This window comes from Streptacidiphilus sp. BW17, assembly GCF_041262485.1.
GTDB lineage: Bacteria > Actinomycetota > Actinomycetes > Streptomycetales > Streptomycetaceae > Streptacidiphilus.
Genome location: NZ_JBGCCR010000004.1, coordinates 284,516 through 301,577, shown reverse-complemented (window position 1 = coordinate 301,577; position 17,062 = coordinate 284,516). Strand labels below are relative to the sequence as shown.

General features: G+C 71.9%; 14 protein-coding genes. 5 read left to right on the top strand and 9 right to left on the bottom strand.

The window, feature by feature from the left end:
• Window positions 1-18: 18 nt before the first annotated feature.
• The 3 genes from ABH940_RS07200 to ABH940_RS07190 form a co-directional block, all read right to left on the bottom strand.
• Window positions 19-660 (bottom strand): class I SAM-dependent methyltransferase, encoded by a 642-nt coding sequence (locus ABH940_RS07200; protein ID WP_370069176.1) that lies wholly within the window; start codon window positions 658-660, stop codon window positions 19-21.
• A gap of 90 nt (window positions 661-750) precedes the next feature.
• The gene (locus tag ABH940_RS07195) at window positions 751-3,732 is read right to left on the bottom strand and encodes a glycine--tRNA ligase (RefSeq protein WP_370069179.1); all 2,982 of its coding nucleotides are present in this window, start codon (window positions 3,730-3,732) and stop codon (window positions 751-753) included.
• 152 nt (window positions 3,733-3,884) lie between these two features.
• The gene (locus tag ABH940_RS07190; protein WP_370069181.1) at window positions 3,885-5,618 is read right to left on the bottom strand and encodes a ricin-type beta-trefoil lectin domain protein; all 1,734 of its coding nucleotides are present in this window, start codon (window positions 5,616-5,618) and stop codon (window positions 3,885-3,887) included.
• Between the two features lie 135 nt (window positions 5,619-5,753).
• Between ABH940_RS07190 and ABH940_RS07185 the strand changes: the two genes are divergently transcribed.
• Both ABH940_RS07185 and ABH940_RS07180 read left to right on the top strand, forming a co-directional pair.
• Window positions 5,754-6,182: a zinc-binding dehydrogenase gene (locus tag ABH940_RS07185; RefSeq protein ID WP_370104794.1), complete on the top strand. Its 429-nt coding sequence runs from the start codon at window positions 5,754-5,756 to the stop codon at window positions 6,180-6,182.
• Window positions 6,183-6,227: 45 nt separating this feature from the next.
• Window positions 6,228-6,602 (top strand): DUF4267 domain-containing protein, encoded by a 375-nt coding sequence (locus tag ABH940_RS07180; RefSeq protein ID WP_370069185.1) that lies wholly within the window; start codon window positions 6,228-6,230, stop codon window positions 6,600-6,602.
• A 50-nt stretch (window positions 6,603-6,652) separates the two neighbouring features.
• Here the strand turns inward: ABH940_RS07180 and ABH940_RS07175 are convergent, their stop codons facing one another.
• The 5 genes from ABH940_RS07175 to ABH940_RS07155 all read right to left on the bottom strand — a co-directional run bounded on the left by ABH940_RS07175 (window position 6,653) and on the right by ABH940_RS07155 (window position 12,052).
• The gene (locus ABH940_RS07175; protein ID WP_370069187.1) at window positions 6,653-7,501 is read right to left on the bottom strand and encodes an SAM-dependent methyltransferase; all 849 of its coding nucleotides are present in this window, start codon (window positions 7,499-7,501) and stop codon (window positions 6,653-6,655) included.
• A gap of 132 nt (window positions 7,502-7,633) precedes the next feature.
• Entirely contained in the window at window positions 7,634-8,551 is a 918-nt protein-coding gene (locus tag ABH940_RS07170) for a polysaccharide deacetylase family protein (protein ID WP_370069189.1), read from the bottom strand.
• A 278-nt stretch (window positions 8,552-8,829) separates the two neighbouring features.
• Entirely contained in the window at window positions 8,830-9,576 is a 747-nt protein-coding gene (locus tag ABH940_RS07165) for an ABC transporter permease (protein WP_370104792.1), read from the bottom strand.
• Complete coding sequence (locus ABH940_RS07160; protein ID WP_370104790.1) at window positions 9,573-11,087, bottom strand: hypothetical protein; 1,515 nt, start codon at window positions 11,085-11,087, stop codon at window positions 9,573-9,575. Before ABH940_RS07160 ends, ABH940_RS07165 begins: the two co-directional genes overlap by 4 nt.
• 32 nt (window positions 11,088-11,119) lie before the next feature.
• Window positions 11,120-12,052 (bottom strand): ATP-binding cassette domain-containing protein, encoded by a 933-nt coding sequence (locus tag ABH940_RS07155; protein ID WP_370104788.1) that lies wholly within the window; start codon window positions 12,050-12,052, stop codon window positions 11,120-11,122.
• A gap of 167 nt (window positions 12,053-12,219) precedes the next feature.
• Here ABH940_RS07155 and ABH940_RS07150 point away from each other — a divergent pair, with 167 nt between their 5' ends.
• Window positions 12,220-13,428, top strand: a complete 1,209-nt coding sequence (locus ABH940_RS07150; RefSeq protein WP_370104786.1) for a sensor histidine kinase — start codon at window positions 12,220-12,222, stop codon at window positions 13,426-13,428.
• A complete protein-coding gene (locus ABH940_RS07145; RefSeq protein WP_370104785.1) occupies window positions 13,425-14,105 on the top strand; it encodes a response regulator transcription factor in 681 nt (226 codons plus the stop codon). The genes ABH940_RS07150 and ABH940_RS07145 overlap by 4 nt, the downstream gene beginning before the upstream one ends.
• A gap of 65 nt (window positions 14,106-14,170) precedes the next feature.
• On the opposite strand, the gene ABH940_RS07140 is transcribed toward ABH940_RS07145, so the two are convergent.
• The gene (locus tag ABH940_RS07140; protein WP_370104783.1) at window positions 14,171-15,313 is read right to left on the bottom strand and encodes a 3D domain-containing protein; all 1,143 of its coding nucleotides are present in this window, start codon (window positions 15,311-15,313) and stop codon (window positions 14,171-14,173) included.
• A gap of 211 nt (window positions 15,314-15,524) precedes the next feature.
• Between ABH940_RS07140 and ABH940_RS07135 the strand changes: the two genes are divergently transcribed.
• Window positions 15,525-16,706, top strand: a complete 1,182-nt coding sequence (locus tag ABH940_RS07135; protein ID WP_370104781.1) for a helix-turn-helix domain-containing protein — start codon at window positions 15,525-15,527, stop codon at window positions 16,704-16,706.
• Window positions 16,707-17,062: the final 356 nt, after the last annotated feature.

Here is a 17,062-nt window from a genome sequence, read left to right as displayed (position 1 = left end):
ACTGCGCCCGGCATCCCCTCAACTACGCCGTGCGAAGAGAACCGCCTGCGACGACTGTTCGCCCGGCCCCAGCACCAGCTGAGCCTCGACCGCGAAACCGGCCTCGCGCAGCCAGGCCGTCACCTGCTCCGGCTGACGGCGATGGACCTGGACCCGCATCGGATGGCCGCCGTAGCCCTCGGTCTTCGTCCGCGCGCCGTCGCCGATGTGGAAGAGGAGCTGGAGTGGCGCGCCCGGACGTAGCGCCCGACGGAACTGCCCGAGGACGACCGGCACCTGGTCGTCGGGGATGTGGATCAGTGACTGCCAGGCCAGCAGGCCGGCCAACGAGGCCTCGGCGAGGTCGAGTTCCGTCATCGAGCCCACGTCGAACCGCAGGCCGGGGTGGTCGCGCCGGGCGACGTCGACCATGCCGGGGGAGAGGTCGATGCCGAAGGCGTCGAGACCGAGGCCGTGCAGGTGGGCGGTGACGTGCCCGGGGCCGCAGCCGACGTCCGCCACCGGCCCGTCGCCTGCCGCCCGCACGCTGTCGGCGAACAGTGCCAGGGCGGCGCGGACGTAGCGGCCCTGGGTGAGGGAGTCGCGCATCAGGTCCGCGTAGTCCGTTGCAACGGTGTCGTAGGAGGTGCGGGTGTCGGTCAGCCAGTCGTCCGTCCACATGGCAGACACGGTAGTGCTCTCACCGTGGCGCCTGTTGCCGTCCCGTCCGCGCGGAGAGGACGGAACGGCATCGGCGCTAACGGCCGCGCGTCACTTGAGCTCGGTCCAGGCGAGGACGGGGCTGACGAGTTGCTGGACGGTGGCCAGGAGGGCGAGGCGGTTGGCGCGGATGGTGAGGTCCTGGTCCATCACCATGACGCCGTCGAAGAAGGCGTCGACCGCCTCCACCAGCGGGCTGCTCTGCTGGAGGAACGCCGCCAGGTCGGGCTGGTCGCCCAGGATGGTGCGCAGCTTGAGGACGATCTGGTGCAGGTCGTGCTCGGGCCCGGCGGAGAACAGCGCGGGGTCGGGCGTGGGCTCCGTTCCGGTCGGGACGATGCGCAGCACGCGCTGGACCGCGGCGGTCGCCAGCGCCAACGGCGCGGTGCCGTGGGCTGCTTCGAGTTCCGCGAGTCGCCCGGCGGCCCGCACCGGACGGTCCGCCTGCGGCAGGACCGCGCGGACGTCCTGGACGGCGTGTCCGGCCTCCAGCAGCTGCTGCTCGAACCGGCGGACGACGAACTGCTGGGCCTCGTCAAGGCTTTCGGCGGTGACGTCCAGCGGCTGCCGCTCGGCGGCGATCCGCAGCATGCCGGAGACCGTCAACGGCGAGAGCGCCGGGTGGGCGCGCAGGATGTTGACCACGCCGAGTGCGGCCCGGCGCAGGCCGAAGGGGTCGGAACCGCCGGTCGGCGCGCCGCCCAGGGGCAGCAGGCCGGCGAGCAGGTCGGCGCGGTCGGCCAGGGCCAGCAGTGCGCCCGCTGTCGACTCCGGCAGCCGGTCGGCGGAGTGGCGGGGCAGCTCCGTCTCGAAGAGCGCCTGGGCGACCTCCTCGGGCTGGCCCGCCTGCCGGGCGTAGACCTCGGCCATGACCCCGGCCAGGCTGGAGAGTTCGGTGACCATCTGCGAGCCGAGGTCGAACTTCACCAGCCCGGCGGCCTTCTCCAGGGTGATCAGGTCGCGGGCCCCGATGGGCAGCTGCGAGGCGAACTCGGTGGCCGTGGACGCGATCCGCTGCGCCCGGTCGGCCATAGAGCCCAACTTGTCCTCGAAGGTGAGCAGTTCGAGCCGCTCCTGCATCGACGCGAGCGGGGTGTCCAGGTCGGCGCGCCAGAAGAACGCGGCGTCCTCGTAACGCGCCCGCAGCACGGCCTCGTTGCCGCGCCGCACCACGTCCTGGTCGCAGGCGCCGTTGGCGACCGTCACGAAGTACGGCAGCAGCTTGCCCTCGGCGTCGAGGACGGGCAGGTAGCGCTGGTGCTTGCGCATGACCGTGGTGAGGATCTGGTCCGGCAGTTCCAGGTACTTGCGGTCGAAGGTGCCGAGGATCGGGGTCGGGTACTCGACCAGGTTGGCGATCTCGTCCACCAGCGCGCGGTTGGCGTCGAGGTCCACCACGCCGCCGACCTCGGCGGCCAGGCGCGTCGCGGCGGCCCCGATCGCCGCGCGGCGGGCAGCGGTGTCGGCGACGATGCCGTGGCGGGCGAGCAGCTCCAGATAGCCGTCGGCCGCGGGGACCTCGATGACCGGCTGCTCGGCGGTGCGGTGGACGCGGGTGGTGCGGCCTGCGGCGAGGCCGGACACCTCGAAGGGCACGACCTCGTCGCCGAGCAGGGCCAGGATCCACCGGATCGGGCGGCTGAAGGACAGGCCGGAGGCGTTCCAGCGCATGTTCTTCTCCGCACGCAGGCCGGAGACGACGGCGGGCAGGACCTGCGCGAGCACCTCCTCGGCCGACCGGCCGCGGACCGGGCGGGTCAGCACGACGTGCTCGCGTCCGCCGAACTCGGCGCGGGTCAGCTCGGCCGGGTCCGCGTCCTGGCTGCGGGCGAAGCCCAGCAGCGCGGGCGTGGGCGCGCCCTCGGCGTCGTAGGCGGCGGAGACGCGCGGGCCGCGCACGGACTGCTCGTGGTCGGGCTCGGTGGCCTCGACGCCCTCCAAGGTCACCACCACGCGGCGCGGGGTGGCCGCGACGTGCAGGGTGCCGTGGCCGAGCCGGGTCGCGCCGAGCCCGGTCTCAATGGCCTCCCGTACCTGGTCGACGACGCGGTCGGCCTCGGCGGGCGGCAGCTCCTCGAAGCCGATCTCGAAGGCGAGCGTCCGTCGTCCGTCCGTGCCGGGGGCGGGAACGGGCTCGGCGGTGTCCTGGGTGGCGGCGTCGGCCGCGCCCGCTCCGGTGCCCAGCGGGTGGCCCAGCTCGGCGCGGCGCTCGGCCCACAGCTGCGCCACCTCGTGGGCGAGGCCGCGCATCCGGGCGAAGGAACGCGCGCGCTCGGTGGTGGAGATGGCGCCGCGGGCGTCGAGCACGTTGAAGGAGTGCGAGCACTTGAGCACGTAGGAGTAGGCCGGGACCGGCAGCCGCAGGTCGAGCAGGCGACGGGCCTCGCGGGCGTAGGCCTCGAAGAGCTCGCGGTTGGTGTCCACGTCGGCGTCGTCGAGGTAGTACCGGCTCATCTCGTACTCGGCCTGGCCGAAGACCTCGCCGTAGGTGACGCCGGGCGCGTAGACGATGTCCTTGAAGTGGCTGACCCCCTGAAGGGCCATCAGGATGCGCTCCAGGCCGTAGGTGATCTCCACCGACACCGGGTCCAGCGTCAGGCCGCCGGCCTGTTGGAAGTAGGTGAACTGGGTGATCTCCAGGCCGTCCAGCCACACCTCCCAGCCGAGCCCCCAGGCGCCGAGCGCGGGCGAGGCCCAGTTGTCCTCGACGAAGCGGACGTCGTGCGCCTCGATGTCGATGCCGAGCGCCTTGAGGCTGCCCAGGTAGAGCTCCTGCGCGTTGCCCGGCTCGGGCTTGAGGATCACCTGGAACTGCGTGTGCGTCTGCAGGCGGTTGGGGTTCTCGCCGTAGCGCGAGTCGTCGGGGCGCACGCTGGGCTCGACGTAGGCGACCCGCCACGGCTCCGGGCCCTGGACCCGAAGGAAGGTGGCTGGGTTGAGCGTTCCGGCGCCGACCTCGCTGTTCATCGGCTGGGCGACCAGACACCCCTGCTTCGACCAGTACGTGTTGAGGGCGAGCAGAGCTTCCTGCATCGTCAGCATTGGTGCAACCCCACAAGTTGGTGAACTGGCCTTCCGGGGCCGCACCCTGCGTTGCGGCAGAGTGCGGCCCCGGAAAGCCGACGGTCCCGTGATTGTATTGACTACGGCCGGTCACCGACCTCGGGGTTCGCGCGCGAGGTGGGTCAGACCGGCAGGGACCAGATCTGGTTGAGCTGGTTGCTGCCGCAGGGCCAGGCGTCGAGCGGGGTCGCGTCGGCGGTGCCACCGCCGTTGACGTCGAGGCAGAGGCCGGAGTGGGTGTCGACCAGGTTGCCGTTCTGCTGGTAGCTCCAGGTCTGCCCCGGTGCGCCGGTGCAGGTCGCCAGCACGACCGCGGTGCCGTCGGCGGTGCCGCCGTTCTGCACGGAGAGGCACTTGCCGAGCGTGCGAACGGTGACGTCGGAGCTGCCGGCGCCGTCGGGGGCCAACTGCCAGCGCTGGTTGGGATTGCCGGTGCAGCTGTACAGGATGACCGGATTGCCGTCGGCGGTGCCGCTGCCGGAGTCGTCGACGCATTTGCTGCCGTTGCCCACGAGCTGCCCCGTCGGGACGGTGGCCCCGCACCCCGAGGCCGGGCTGACGCGGAGGATCGCCGTGCCGTGGGAGGGGATGGTCGCGGTGAGGGCGCCGGTGCTGGTCGTGCTGGTGCCGGTCCACAGGTCCTTGACCGACCAGGTGCAGCCACTGCCGCCGGTGAAGCCGACGTCGGCGGTCGTGGTGGTGACCGTCTCGGCCGTTCCGCCGCGGTTGAGCAGGGCCACCGCGCGGTCACCGTTGGCCAGCGGCTTGGCCAGGATGTCGGTGGTCCCGTCGGAGGAGAGCACCGCGCCCTGCTTGCCCAACGGGTCCTGGTCCACCGCGACGACGTCGCTGTTGCCCAGGTCGGCGACCGACTGCGCGGACAGTGAGGACACGTCGGAGGAGAGGATCATCGGCGCGCTCAGCATCGCCCAGAGCGCGATCTGGCTGCGGGACTCGTCCGGGGTCATCCCGGAGTCGCCCGCGATCAGGAAGTCCGGGTCGTTCCAGTCGCCGGGCCCGGCATAGCGGCCGAGCCAGCGGTCGTAGCCGTAGTTGTCGAGGACGCTGTAGAAGCGGTCCGCGGTCGGGTTGCTGGCATCGTACGTGGCGATGTCCCATCCCTCGCGCCAGAGTTGGCCGTACTGGCCGGTCCAGCCGAGGACGCTGTACCAGTCCGGGGTGCCGCGCTCTGCGCTGCCCTGGAAGTAGGCGGGCGCGGACTCGGAGAAGACGATGTCCCGGCCCGACGCCTTGAGCGCGGCGTTCTCCGCCGCGTACGCGCCCTGGTAGGCCTGGAGTTGGGTCTGGCCCTTGGCCTGGTAGAGGTTGCAGCCGTCCAGCTTGAGGTAGTCGACGCCCCAGGAGGCGAAGAGCTTCGCGTCCTGGGCGAAGTGGTCGGCCCCGCCGCCGTTGGGGACGCCGCTGCCCGGGTAGCCGCCGCAGGTCTGGTAGCCCGCGTCCTCGTAGATCCCGAACTTGAGGCCGAGGCCGTGCAGGTAGCTGCCGAGCGCGGCCATGCCGTCCGGGAAGAGGGTCGGGTTGGCGACCAGGTTGCCGTTGGCGTCCCGGCTGGAGGCCAGCCAGCAGTCGTCCACGGTGACCGTGTTGTAGCCCTTGGCGGCCAGGCCCGAGCTGACCAGGGCCTGGGCGTTGGCCTTGACGACCGCCTCGCTGACCCCGCACTGGTAGTGGGCCCAGTCGTTCCAGCCCATCGGCGGGGTGACCGCGAGCGCCGCGCCGTCGCCGGAGGTCGCCGTGGTCGACGCCTGCGCGGCACCGCCGCCCGCCAGGGCCCCGGTCAGCGCGAGCGCGGCTCCGAGCGCGGCGCGTGCCGCGCGGATGCGTAAGGTGCGCATGGATCAGGCTCCTTTCTGCTCACTCATGTTCACTTGGTCATGAACATGAAAGCGAATGCGCTGTCAGGCGGCAAGAGCTGGGACAGGTCGAGGGCGCGCGGGATCAACCGCCGGACACGCCAGGCCACTTGCGCCGTGGGCGCGCACGTCGCCGTGCTCGCCCAGGACCGCGGCTGGCGGGTGACCGGGCTGGCCCGAGCGGCCGACGAGCCGTTCGTCCGGGGTCTCGGCGTCGACTTCGCCACCGATCTCGGGCAGGAGCGGGACTGGGATGCCGTTGCCGACGCCGGAGCCCTGCAGGAGCAGGCCCTACGGGCGGTGCGCGACGGTGGCCGCTTCGTCGGCGTGCAGCCGGCCGCGCGACTTCCCGAGGAGCGCGGCATCGCCGTCGAGGTCGTGTTCGCCCATCCCGACGGTGCGCTGCTCGCCGGATTGCTCGCACGGGTGGCCACGGGGGAACTCCCGGCTCGCGTCCACGCGGTCGTGCCGCTCGACGAAGCAGCCGGTGCCTACCAGGCGATGGCCAAGGGCGGCGTCCGCGGCCGGATCGTTCTTGTCCCTTGACAACCGATTCGTCAAAAATGATTCCCTCAACGGACAGGACAGCCCATGCTCACCACCAGTGCCACTGTCCTCGCCGGCCTGATCGGCGCGGCCCTCATCCTCATGGGCGGGAATGCCGTCACCAGGCCGCGGACCGCCGCCGGCTTCGGCATTCCCGACGCACCGGCCGACGACCCCGCCTTCTGGCCCTGGCTGCGCGTGAAGGGTCTGCGCGAGATCGTGCCCGGGGTGTTCGTATTCGTGTTGATGCTCGTCTCGACCACGTCAGTGCTGGGTTGGTACATGCTGGTGTTCGCCGCGATACCCGCCGGAGACGCGGTGGTCGTGCTGCGCAGCGGTGGGCCGAAGGCCATCGCGTACGGCGTCCACGCCGCAACGGCGTTGGTGATGCTGGCGACCGGCATCGGTCTGCTGGTCTGACTCGCCGGTTCCTGGCGCGAGGGCCGGGACTTCGGGGGACTTCTGGGCCGTTACGGCTTGCGGGCGATCGCGCCGTGCATCTGGACGTGTGCGTCGAGCAGAGCGGCGGACTCCTCGTCCGGGTGCCAGCGGTGCACCAGCTGCACGCCGGGGTCGAGGACCTCAAGACCGGCGGAGGTCAGGAGCGCCGCTACCTCGTCCCTGGTGCGGGCGCGCTCCGGGATGCCGCGCGCGGCGTAGACCGCGAGGCCCTCCTCGACCTCCTTCGGGTTGCTGTCCGCGGTGACCGTGGACAGCGCCAGGAAGCTGCCGGAGGCGAGCGGGGCGACCAGGTGCCGGATGATGGCGCGGGCGGCGTCCTCGTCGGTGACGAACTGCAGGATGGCGAAGAGGCTGACCGCCACCGGCTGCGTCAGGTCCAGGATCCGGTGCAGCTGCGGCGAGGCGAGGATCGCCTCGGTGTCGTGCAGGTCGGCGTCGATGTAGCTGATCCGGCCCTCGCGGGTGCCGGTGAGCAGGGCCCGGGCGTGCACGAGCACGAGCGGGTCGTTGTCCACGTACACCACTCGGGCGTCCGGGTGCACGGCTTGGGCGACCTGATGGGCGTTCGGCTCGGTCGGCAGCCCGGTGCCCAGGTCGAGGAACTGGCGGACGCCGTGCTCGGCGGCCAGTCGGTGGATGGCGCGCCGCATGAACTGCCGGTTGGCGCGCATGGACACGGGCAGGCTGGGCCACACCCGGGCGATCTCCACCGCGGCCGCCCGGTCGGCGGGGAAGTTGTCCTTGCCACCGAGAAAGAAGTCGTAGATGCGCGCGGAGTGCGGCACCTCCGGACGCAGCGACGGCGCGGGCGCGGTCTCCGGTGCGGTTGCCCGCATCCAATCCTGACTGTGCGTCATCGTGCGCCAACTCCTGATCCGCCGGTCCGCCGTCGAGTCGATCATGCCCGTCGTCGGCAGCATGCTACGCCTGCGCGAGCGGTTGGTCCGGCCCGGCAATCGGACGTGCCGTCAGTTATCCGGTCAGACGGGTCAGACGTAGTCGGTGACGTCGGCGACGGTGAAGCCCTGGGCCTGGATGTGCCGGTACAGGTTGGCCATCATCTGGACCATGGTCTCGCCCTTGAGCTGGGCCGGTCCGCGGAAGTGGCAGAGGATGATGTCGCCGGGGTGGAGCCGGTGGGCGGGGTCCTGGTACTGCATGTCGTGGATCTCCATCGACTCCTTCCACAGCATCATGCCCCGCAGGCCCGCCTGCCTGGCCGCCGTGACGGTCGCGGTGTCGTAGTTGCCGCCCGGCGGCCGGAACAGGTACGGCGCCACGCCGTACTCCTTGCGCAGCTTCTCCTGCTGCCCGGCGATCTCCGCCAACTGCCGTTCGGCGGAGAGGCGTGGCATGTCCAGGGGGTGGGTGAGCGTGTGGTTCTGGATCGACACGAACCCGGTCGCGTGCAGCTGGGCGAAGTACCGGTAGTCGTCCTTGATGAGCGTGTCGGCGAGGCTGACGGTCAGCGGGACCTGGAAGTCCTTGACCATCTGGATGAACGCCGGGTCCTTCTCCAGGCCGTCGTCGATGGTGACGAAGACGACCTTCTCGGTGATCGGCACCCGGGAGAAGACCTGCGGGTGCGCCAGGCTGAGCGTGATCGGTTTGACGGCGGGCGGCGGAGGAGCCGGCGCGAAGGGCTTGAGCCCCGGATAGCGACGGGCGATCAGCTCTGCGTCCACGGAGCTGCCGACGGGGAGGGACGGGCTCGCGGACGGCGCGGTGGATGCGCTCGCCGCGTCACCCGATGGCGAGGAGGAGTTGCCACCGCACGCGGTGGCGAACGATCCCAGGGCGGCGAGGCTGACCGCGCCGCCCAGCAGACGCCGACGGGTCCAGGTAGAGGTGGACCAGGTAGAGGTGGATGAGACAGACGAGGAAGACGAGGCAGGTGAAACCGTCACAGGTCTGAGCATGTCAGGCGGCCCGACCGGTGATCAACTCGCACTCGGCCGGTCGGTGTTGTCACGACTGCTGCTGCTCCGGCCCGACGGAGGGTGCCATCCGCCCGCCGGACACGGCCTGAACGCGGTTGACGGCCGGCTGAACTGCGGGTGTACAGAGGAAGCCGCCACGCTGGTGCCGATCGGGAACGGCGCGAGAATGGGAACTGACGAACGTGAATTCCTGCCTGTCGCAGCGTGGTGGCCCGCAGTGGGTTCTGCGGGCCACGACGTGCGTCTCAGGCGCCGCGCCGCCGCAGGACCGCACCGCCGAGCAGCAGCGCGGCGCCGGTCCAGAGCGCCAGCACGCCCAGCCCCGTCCACGGACCGATCGGCAGCCTGTCGAGGCCGGTCGTCGCCTGCACGGCCAGCCCGGCGGGCATCGGGCCGACGCGGGCCAACTGCCGTTGCAGCCAGGGATCCGTCACGACGTGGGTGAGCAGCGGAAAGAGGTACAGCAGCGCCAGCACCGTGCCCGACGCCACCCCGCCGTCCCGGACCGCGAAGCCGACGCCCAGCGCCAACAGCGTGACCAGGACCAGGTAGAGGACGGACCCGAGGGCAGCCCGCAGCGAGGACCCGTCGGTGAGGGCAGGTCCGCCCGCCAGCAGTAGGTGGCCGAGGAGCAGCGACCCGAGGACCGCGACGCCGCCCGTCACCGCGACGGTCGCACTCAGCACCGCCGCCTTCGCGGCCAGAACCGTCGTCCGCGCGGGCACCGCGGACAGCGTCAGCTGGATCAGCCCGCTGCCGTACTCGCCGCTCACGCTCAGCACCGCCAGGACCACGGCCACCGCTTGACCCGCTGTCACCCCGCTGAGCGCGAGCCGTGCGGGGTCTCCGACGCTCCGTGCCCCGTCACAGCTCGCCGCGCCCACGGCCACCGTGACCGCGACCAGGCCGACCAGCAGCCACTGGAAGCCCGTCTCCGTCCGCAACTTGGTCCACTCCGCGCGGCAGGCACGCCCCAGCACGACGGTGTTCATGCGTCCCTCCGGCGCAGCACGAACGCCGCGGCGGCCAGGGCGGCGAGTGCCCACCCGGCGAGTACCGCGAACCCACCCCAGGGCGGCAGCGGAAAGTAGCCGTTGGCCGGGGTGTAGACGGAGAGCACCTGCTCGTAGCGCGGCAGGGCCTGCTGGACCGCGAAGCCGGCCGCCGGGGTGAGGCGGAGCAGCCACTGGGCCGGACCGGTCGGCAGCATGCCGCCGAGCGCCAGCAGGTAGGGCAGGACGGTCACCGCGACCAGGGCCGTGATCGCCGTGGCACTGCGGCGCAGCAGCACGCCGAGCGACAGCGCCAGGACCGCTGCCGCAGCCAGCAGCAGGCCGGTCCCGAGTACGGCTCGCAGCTGCTCCGCCGCCGGCACCGTCAGGACCGCGAAGTGCACGGCGTGAGCGCGTGCTTCGCCCAACGGCAGGGTCACTGCGGCCGCACCTGCGCCGACCACGAAGGCGACCGCAGCGACCAGGACGGCCTTCGCACCCAGCACCCGGCCTCGCTTCGGGGTGGCGGCCAGAGTGAGGCCGAGCAGTCCGCGTCGGTACTCGGCGGCTGCGAACTGCGCGGCCAGCACGCCGAGCACGATCAGACCGACGAAGGTACCGACCAGGAACGTCTCGACGGTGAACGCCGGACCACCGGCCGGTCCGCCGACGACCGGCGCGATGTCGCCCGCGCCGGTGATGCTGAAGCCGACCCCGGCCCCGTCCCCGTTCGCGCGGTAGCCCCCGGTCGTTCCGGGCACGTAGCTGCCGGAGGCGCCCGCGTCCTGGCCGACCTGCGCGTAGGCCCAGCCGCCCTGCCACGCTCCCGTGAGCGCGGGCCGACCGAAGGTGCCCGTTGCCGTGGCGGGGGAACTGCCGCCGCCTCCGTCCGTCTGCACGGCGGCGGGGGAGGTGACGAAGAGCCCCGCCTGGACGGCGCCCCCCGGGACCGAGGCGGTGCCGATCTCGGTCCAGTGGGTGCCTTCCGTCGAGTCGTAGCCAGTCACGTTTCGCCCGGCCCGGACCAGCCGCAGCCACTGCGGTGTGGCCGGGGACGGAACACCTGTCAGGTCGGCGGCGCGGTCGTGGACATAGTCGTCCTGCATCCGGACGCCGTGGGCGCCGGTCGCCGTCACCGCCACGTACGAGGAGCCCGGCGTGAGGCTCGGCGTGACGATGATCCCCGCCTTGGCCCACGGCGTGACGCCCGGTGACGTGCGACCAGGGCCGCCGTTCGGGTCGCTGAGCACGCCGGTGAGTGCGGTGACCTGCACGGTGAGCGAACCGTCGCCGGTCAGCGTGCGGTGGACGAAGGAGTAGCTGTCGTCGACCGCCTCCCCGCCCGGTCCGACCGGGAGCGCGGCGGCGCCGCCCGGGTGCTGGTTCGACGAGACCGTGCCGATCAGCACGAACAGCACCGTGGCCAGCGCCGCGCCGACGCAGCCGAGCACCCAGCCGCGCACGGTGCGGAACTTGGTCCACTCCGCATGGAGCGTTCTCATCGACCTCATCGGCCTCATCTTCCTGACCTCCCTCGTCGTCCTCATCGCCCGGCCTCCGGGTCGGACGAGGCGCGGAACTGCACGGCCTCCCTGGTCAGTTCGAGGTAGGCCTCCTCCAAGGTGACCCGGTGCGCCGACAGTTCGGCGAAGGAGACACCGTTGCCGGCGAGCAGGGAGACGATCGCCTCGCCGCTGACACCCGTGACGGTCAGCGCGTCCGGCCCGGACGGCCGCACGGTGGCCCCGGCCCGGGCGAGGACCGTCGCAGCCGCCGTCGGGGAGGTGGTCCGCAGGATCACCCGGCCCGCGGCGACGCCGTCCAGCAGCTCGCGCACGCCGGTGTCGGCGACGACACGCCCTCGACCGACCACGACCAGGCGGTCGGCGACGCCTTCGAGTTCACTCATCAGATGGCTGGACACCAGCACGGCGCGACCTTCTGCGGCCAGCGAGACGAGCAGCGCGCGGATCCACCGGATGCCCTCCGGATCCAGGCCGTTGAAGGGCTCGTCCAGCATCAGCGTGGGTGGATCGCCGAGCAGCGCGGCCGCGATTCCGAGCCGCTGCCGCATCCCCAGGGAGAAGCCACCCGCCCGGCGCCGCGCCGCGTCGGCCAGCCCGACCTGGCCGAGCACGTGGTCGACCCGGCTCTGTGGCAGGCCCTGTGTGTGAGCGAGCCAGAGCAGATGGTTGCGGGCGGTGCGGCTCGGCTGCAGCGCACCCGTGTCCAGCAGCGAGCCGAGCCGGCGCAGCGGCTCCGCAAGACTCCGGTACGGATGCCCGCCGACCAGCGCGCGGCCCGCGTCGGGCGCGTCCAGCCCCAGCACCACGCGCATCGTGGTGGACTTGCCCGCTCCGTTCGGCCCGACGAAGCCGGTCACCCGGCCCGGCCGCACCACGAAGCTCATCCCGTCCAGCGCCTGGGTCGCGCCGAAGCGCTTGCGCAGGCCCTCGATCTCGATCCCGCCGTCCATCGGTCACCTCTCCGACTCGTCCGTCCGTACTCGGTGTCGCCAGGCTGCGCGAGCGCGCATGACAAGGCCGGAACGGCCGCTGTCATGCCGCTGTTAGGTCGGCTCGCCTAGCCTGATCAGGCGTGACCGTGACCGTGACCGTGACCGTGAACGAGTGAGGAGCGCTGGTGAGGGACGAGGGAGTGTCCGGGCGTGGGCCGCGTCGCCGCAGCGTGCGTTGGCGGTTCACCTACCTGTACGCAGGGCTGTTCCTGGCCTCCGGAGCCGCGACGCTGGCCGTGGTCGCCGCCTTCGCGGGCGGTTCCGTCGACGTCGGGCCGGGGCCCGGCTCCGGTGGCGCGTTGTACGGCGCGTCGGCTGCGGCGCTGGCACGGATCGCGAGCCTTCAGCACCAGCTCGCGCAGGCGCAGGCCCGGCAGAACGAGCAGTTGCTGCTCGGCTCGGCGGTCGGACTGCTGGTGATGGGTCTGCTTTCGCTGCTGCTCGGCTGGTACGCCGCCGGTCGGGTGCTGCGCCCGCTGAGCGCCATGACCGCCGCCACCCGACGGATCTCCGCCGACAGCCTGCACGAGCGCCTCGCCGTCGACGGCCCGCACGACGAACTGCGCGACCTGGGCGACACCGTCGACGAGTTGCTCTCCCGCCTGGAGAACTCCTTTGCCGCACAGCGGCGTTTCGTGGCCGACGCCTCGCACGAACTGCGCACCCCGCTGGCCACCCTGCGTGCGGCGGTGGACGTCACGCTGGCCAAGCCCGGCCCGCTGCCGGAGCAGACCCGCGTCCTGGCGGGCCGGGTGCGGACCGAACTCGACCAGGTCGACCGGCTGTTGGACGGGCTGCTGACCCTGGCCCGCGCCCAGCACGACCTGCCGGAGCCGGGGTCCGTCCCGCTGAACGACCTTACCGAGGAGGCGCTGGCCGCGCGGGGACTCTCCGTCGATCAGGTGCTGGATGCCGCGCCCGGCGCTCTGGTGCGCGGAAACCGGACGCTGCTGCGGCGGTTGGTGGAGAACCTGGTCGACAACGCGGTCGTCCACAACGAGCCGGGCGGTTGGGTCCGCGTCGCCGTCAGTGAGGCGGGGACCGAGGTCGAACTCGTCGTCGAGAACGGTGGTTCCATACTGACGGAGGATCAGGTGGCGGAACTCACCCGCCCGTTCCGGCGAGCGGGGCCGGGGCGAACGGACACCACCGGATCGGGGCTGGGGCTGGCGATCGTCGCGGCCGTCGCCGCGGCGCACGACGGCCGACTGGAGCTCACGGCACGGGTCGGCGGCGGTCTTCGCGTCGTCGTCACCCTGCCCGCCGAGGTCGAGGTCGAGGTCGAGGTCGAGGTCGAGGTGGAGGCCAAGGTCGAGGAGGCGGACGCGCCATGAGGGTGCTTGTGGTGGAGGACGCCCGCGCGCTGGCGGAGATCGTCGTCGAGGGCCTGCGTGACCAGGGGATGGCTGTCGACGTCGCCCATGACGGCTTGGAGGCGGCGGCCAAGCTGGACGTCAACGGCTACGACGTGGTGGTCCTGGACCGGGACCTGCCGGGCCTGCATGGCGACACCCTGTGCCAGATGATCACCGAGCGGGACGAGCGGCCGATGGTGCTGATGCTGACTGCCGCGGACTCCGCTGCCGACCGCGTCGGCGGCCTGGGCCTGGGCGCGGACGACTACCTCGTCAAGCCGTTCCACTTCCCCGAACTCGTGCTGCGGCTCCGTGGGTTGGCGCGCCGCCGCCCCTATGCGAAGGCCCGGTTGCTGCGCGCCGCCGACATCGAACTCGACCCGGTCCGGCGCAGCGCGACCCGCGACGGGCGCCGACTGGACCTCTCGGTCAAGGAGTTCGAGGTCCTGGTGGCACTGCTCCAGGCCAGCCCCGCGTTCCTGAGCGCGGAAGCCCTGCTCGAACAGGTCTGGGACGAACACGCCGACCCGTTCACCAACACGGTCGCCGTCACCGTCGGCCGACTCCGCCGCAAACTCGGCGATCCGCCGGTCATCACCACCGTCCCCACGGTCGGCTACCGGATCGCGGACGGGCCGGGCAGTCCGGGTCGGTGACGTGGTCGACGGAGCAGCGCCTGCTGCAGTCGTAGGCAGTCGCTGCTCCGTCGCCGGCTGGGTCGCTAGGTGCAGGGCTCGTCGGCGGTCCACACGGCCCAGGAGGTCGCGGCACCCGGCACGGCGTTGGTGGAGCCGTAACTCGCGGTGTAGTTCTCGCCGCTGTAGGAGACCACGGCACCTGTCACGTACGTGGTGGAGGCGCTCCACGCCGTCGCGCAGGTTGCCGCACCGCTCGATGTCGGGGAGGGGGACGGCGAAGCGCTGGCCGACGGCGACGCGGACGGGCTCACGGACGCGGACGGGCTGGCCGACGGGCTCGGTGAGGCCGACGCCGATGCGGACGCCGACGCCGATGTCGAGGGGCTCGGCGAGCCGCCTCCGCTCGCGTACGGATCGGCGATCACCGTGACTGTCCGGTCCTGCACACCCCAGTTGTTCGCCTGGTCGCCCGGAAGCCAGACGTCGACGGTGTCGTTCTGGATCCAGGTGCCGAGATCAGCGGCGTAGCAGGTGCCGTAGCCCGGAACCGTGAAGTAGGTGCCCCACGGGATCACCCGTGGATCGGTTGCACAGACGCCGAGTTGGGAGTTGTATCCGGAGGCCGTCTGGCCGGTGTTGTCGTAGGAGGTGACCATCATGGGGATCTGCGTCCCCACCGGCACGTCACCCGCGCCCGGAGCGAGCGTCCCGTCCGCGCCGAGCCAGTACGGAACGGAGAGCTGGCCGAGCGAGGCGTCCGAGTTGCTGGTGTCGTACATCGCCACGACGTCGTAGTACGCGCCCTCGCACGGCGCGGTGTCGGTGACGGTCAGCGGGCCGGTCTGGCCCCAGTAGCTGATGTAGCCGATGTCCACGCCGTCGCGCCACACCTTGTAGGCCACGGCGTTCGGCACCGGGTTGACGGTGACGGTGACCTGACCGTTCGTCAGTGTGCCGCTGATCGTGGGCGCGGCCGGCCGGGTGGAGAAGTCGACGGCGGAGGCGGTCTGCAGCGGTGGCACCCAGGGGGTGGTGGTCCGGGGCGGCGGCGTGATCCCTGAGGCCCAGAACGGGCAGGCGGGCAGTGAGCTCGCCGCCTGCGGCTGCCGGGTGGTGGTGCTGGCCGATGCGGGCGACCCGAGCAATAGGGAGGACAGGGCGACGACCACGGCGGCTGCGGCCATCGCGGCGAACCATAACCGCGCGCGCGTGATGAGTGGAGGCATGGCTGTGCTTCCTTCTCGGCGAGGTGTGGGGGAGGGCGGGCGGCGGGTTGCATGGCATGTACATCGCTCCCGGCGTTGCGCCCAGTGAACCGGATGTGCTGAGTCGTCGTCAATAGGTTCAGACCAATAACGTCTAGACCAATTCGTGGGCGGAGCAGGCGAGCGCGTTGATCGGTTCCACGCCGTCTGGAGCGCGCGTACGCTCGGAGGCATGGGTGCGAACGTGGGCGAACGGCTGCGGGAGATCCGCAAGCGGCGCGGGCTGACGCAGCGTGAGCTGGCCGCCGAGTCCGGCGTTTCGCTGTCCCTCATCCGCAAGCTGGAACAGGGCGAGCGCCAGGACACACGGCTGGAGACGGTCCGGCAATTGGCCGTCACGCTTCGCGTACCGACCACGCGCCTGATCGTCGACGCCCACGAGGAGACAGCCGGCACCGCCACCGTGGACCGGTGGGCACCCGTTCGGCAAGCCCTGCTCGGCCCGCCGCAGCGGCCCGGCGACATGAACGAGGCTCCGACCGTCGTAGGCGTGCAGGCGACGCTCGACGCGGCACTGCCCTTGTTCTCGGGGGACCGGCTCTCCGAGCTGGGCAAGCTGCTGCCCACGCTGTTGCGCGACGCCGACGAGGTCGCCGGCATGGGCCCGGAGGGTCGGGCGGTACGGGCGCGCCTGCTGCACCTCACGGGCTGGCTGCTCACCCAGACGCGGCAGTTCGACGCCGCCGAGGAAGCACTGGAGCGCGCCCTGGACGAAGCGCCGGACCGCGTGCAGGCAGCGACGACGGTCAGCACCATGTGCTGGCTGCTGTTGCGCAGGGGACGACTGGCTGACGCGCGTCAACTGGCGACGCAGTGGGCTGACGAGACCGAGCCGCGGCTGTCGAAGGCCACGCCGGCCGAGCTGAGCGCCTGGGGCTGGCTGCTGCTGCGCGCCTCAGCCGCGGCCATCCGCGACGCGCGCGAGGGCGAGGCGGACGACACCCTCAGGTACGCCAGGACCGCAGCCCTCGCGATGGGACGCGAGTACGCGCCCAAGCACGACTTCCTGCAAACCTTCGGCCCGCTCACCGTTGAGCTCAAGCGCGCCGAGAACGCGATGATCGACGACAAGCCCGACCTCGTGCTCCAGTTGGCCGCGCGCCTCCCGACGGGCGGACTGCGCCCGACGTCCAACAACCGCAACCGGCACCTGCTCGACGTCGCCAACGCTCACACCAGACTCCGCCGGTACGGGGAGGCTGTCTCCGTCCTCACGCAGATCAGCCACGAGGCCCCGGAGTGGCTGCCCAACCAGCGCTACGCCCGCGACATCCTGGGACTGGTGATCGCGCGCCGCCGCACGCTCACTCCGGACATGCGCGCCCTTGCGGAAGCGGTGCAACTGCCGCTGTAACGCCCGGTGGCACTTCTGGTCGATCACGCACCAAAGTGCCAATGACTGACGCCCATCACCCCCATAGCGTCGACAGCGCGGCGGACGAAAGCCGCTGATCGGCCAGGACGAGGAGGCGGCGATGGAGCGTGCGGACGATACGGGCGGGTGGCGGGAGCGACCCGGCCCGCTTTGCGAAGAGTGTGGCCGACTCCGCGAGCAGGCGCGCGCCGCCCTCCTCAGCGGCGACCTGTCCCGGCTCACCGACGTGCGCGTCATGCGGAACCGTCACCGTCAGGCCGAGCACGGGCAGGCCGCATGACGCCCACCGGCGGCCGACCGCCCCCGCAGCTCGCGGAGGCGGTCCGCCGACGGTC

What these genes read in the sequence shown, in the direction of transcription:
- ABH940_RS07140 (WP_370104783.1), bottom strand. Translation starts at nt 15,313, where the DNA reads ATGCCTCCACTCATCACGCGCGCGCGGTTATGGTTCGCCGCGATGGCC.
- ABH940_RS07155 (WP_370104788.1), bottom strand. Translation starts at nt 12,052, where the DNA reads ATGGACGGCGGGATCGAGATCGAGGGCCTGCGCAAGCGCTTCGGCGCG.
- ABH940_RS07145 (WP_370104785.1), top strand. Translation starts at nt 13,425, where the DNA reads ATGAGGGTGCTTGTGGTGGAGGACGCCCGCGCGCTGGCGGAGATCGTC.
- ABH940_RS07165 (WP_370104792.1), bottom strand. Translation starts at nt 9,576, where the DNA reads ATGAACACCGTCGTGCTGGGGCGTGCCTGCCGCGCGGAGTGGACCAAG.
- ABH940_RS07135 (WP_370104781.1), top strand. Translation starts at nt 15,525, where the DNA reads ATGGGTGCGAACGTGGGCGAACGGCTGCGGGAGATCCGCAAGCGGCGC.
- ABH940_RS07175 (WP_370069187.1), bottom strand. Translation starts at nt 7,501, where the DNA reads ATGACGCACAGTCAGGATTGGATGCGGGCAACCGCACCGGAGACCGCG.
- ABH940_RS07180 (WP_370069185.1), top strand. Translation starts at nt 6,228, where the DNA reads ATGCTCACCACCAGTGCCACTGTCCTCGCCGGCCTGATCGGCGCGGCC.
- ABH940_RS07190 (WP_370069181.1), bottom strand. Translation starts at nt 5,618, where the DNA reads ATGCGCACCTTACGCATCCGCGCGGCACGCGCCGCGCTCGGAGCCGCG.
- ABH940_RS07160 (WP_370104790.1), bottom strand. Translation starts at nt 11,087, where the DNA reads ATGAGGTCGATGAGAACGCTCCATGCGGAGTGGACCAAGTTCCGCACC.
- ABH940_RS07200 (WP_370069176.1), bottom strand. Translation starts at nt 660, where the DNA reads ATGTGGACGGACGACTGGCTGACCGACACCCGCACCTCCTACGACACC.
- ABH940_RS07195 (WP_370069179.1), bottom strand. Translation starts at nt 3,732, where the DNA reads ATGCAGGAAGCTCTGCTCGCCCTCAACACGTACTGGTCGAAGCAGGGG.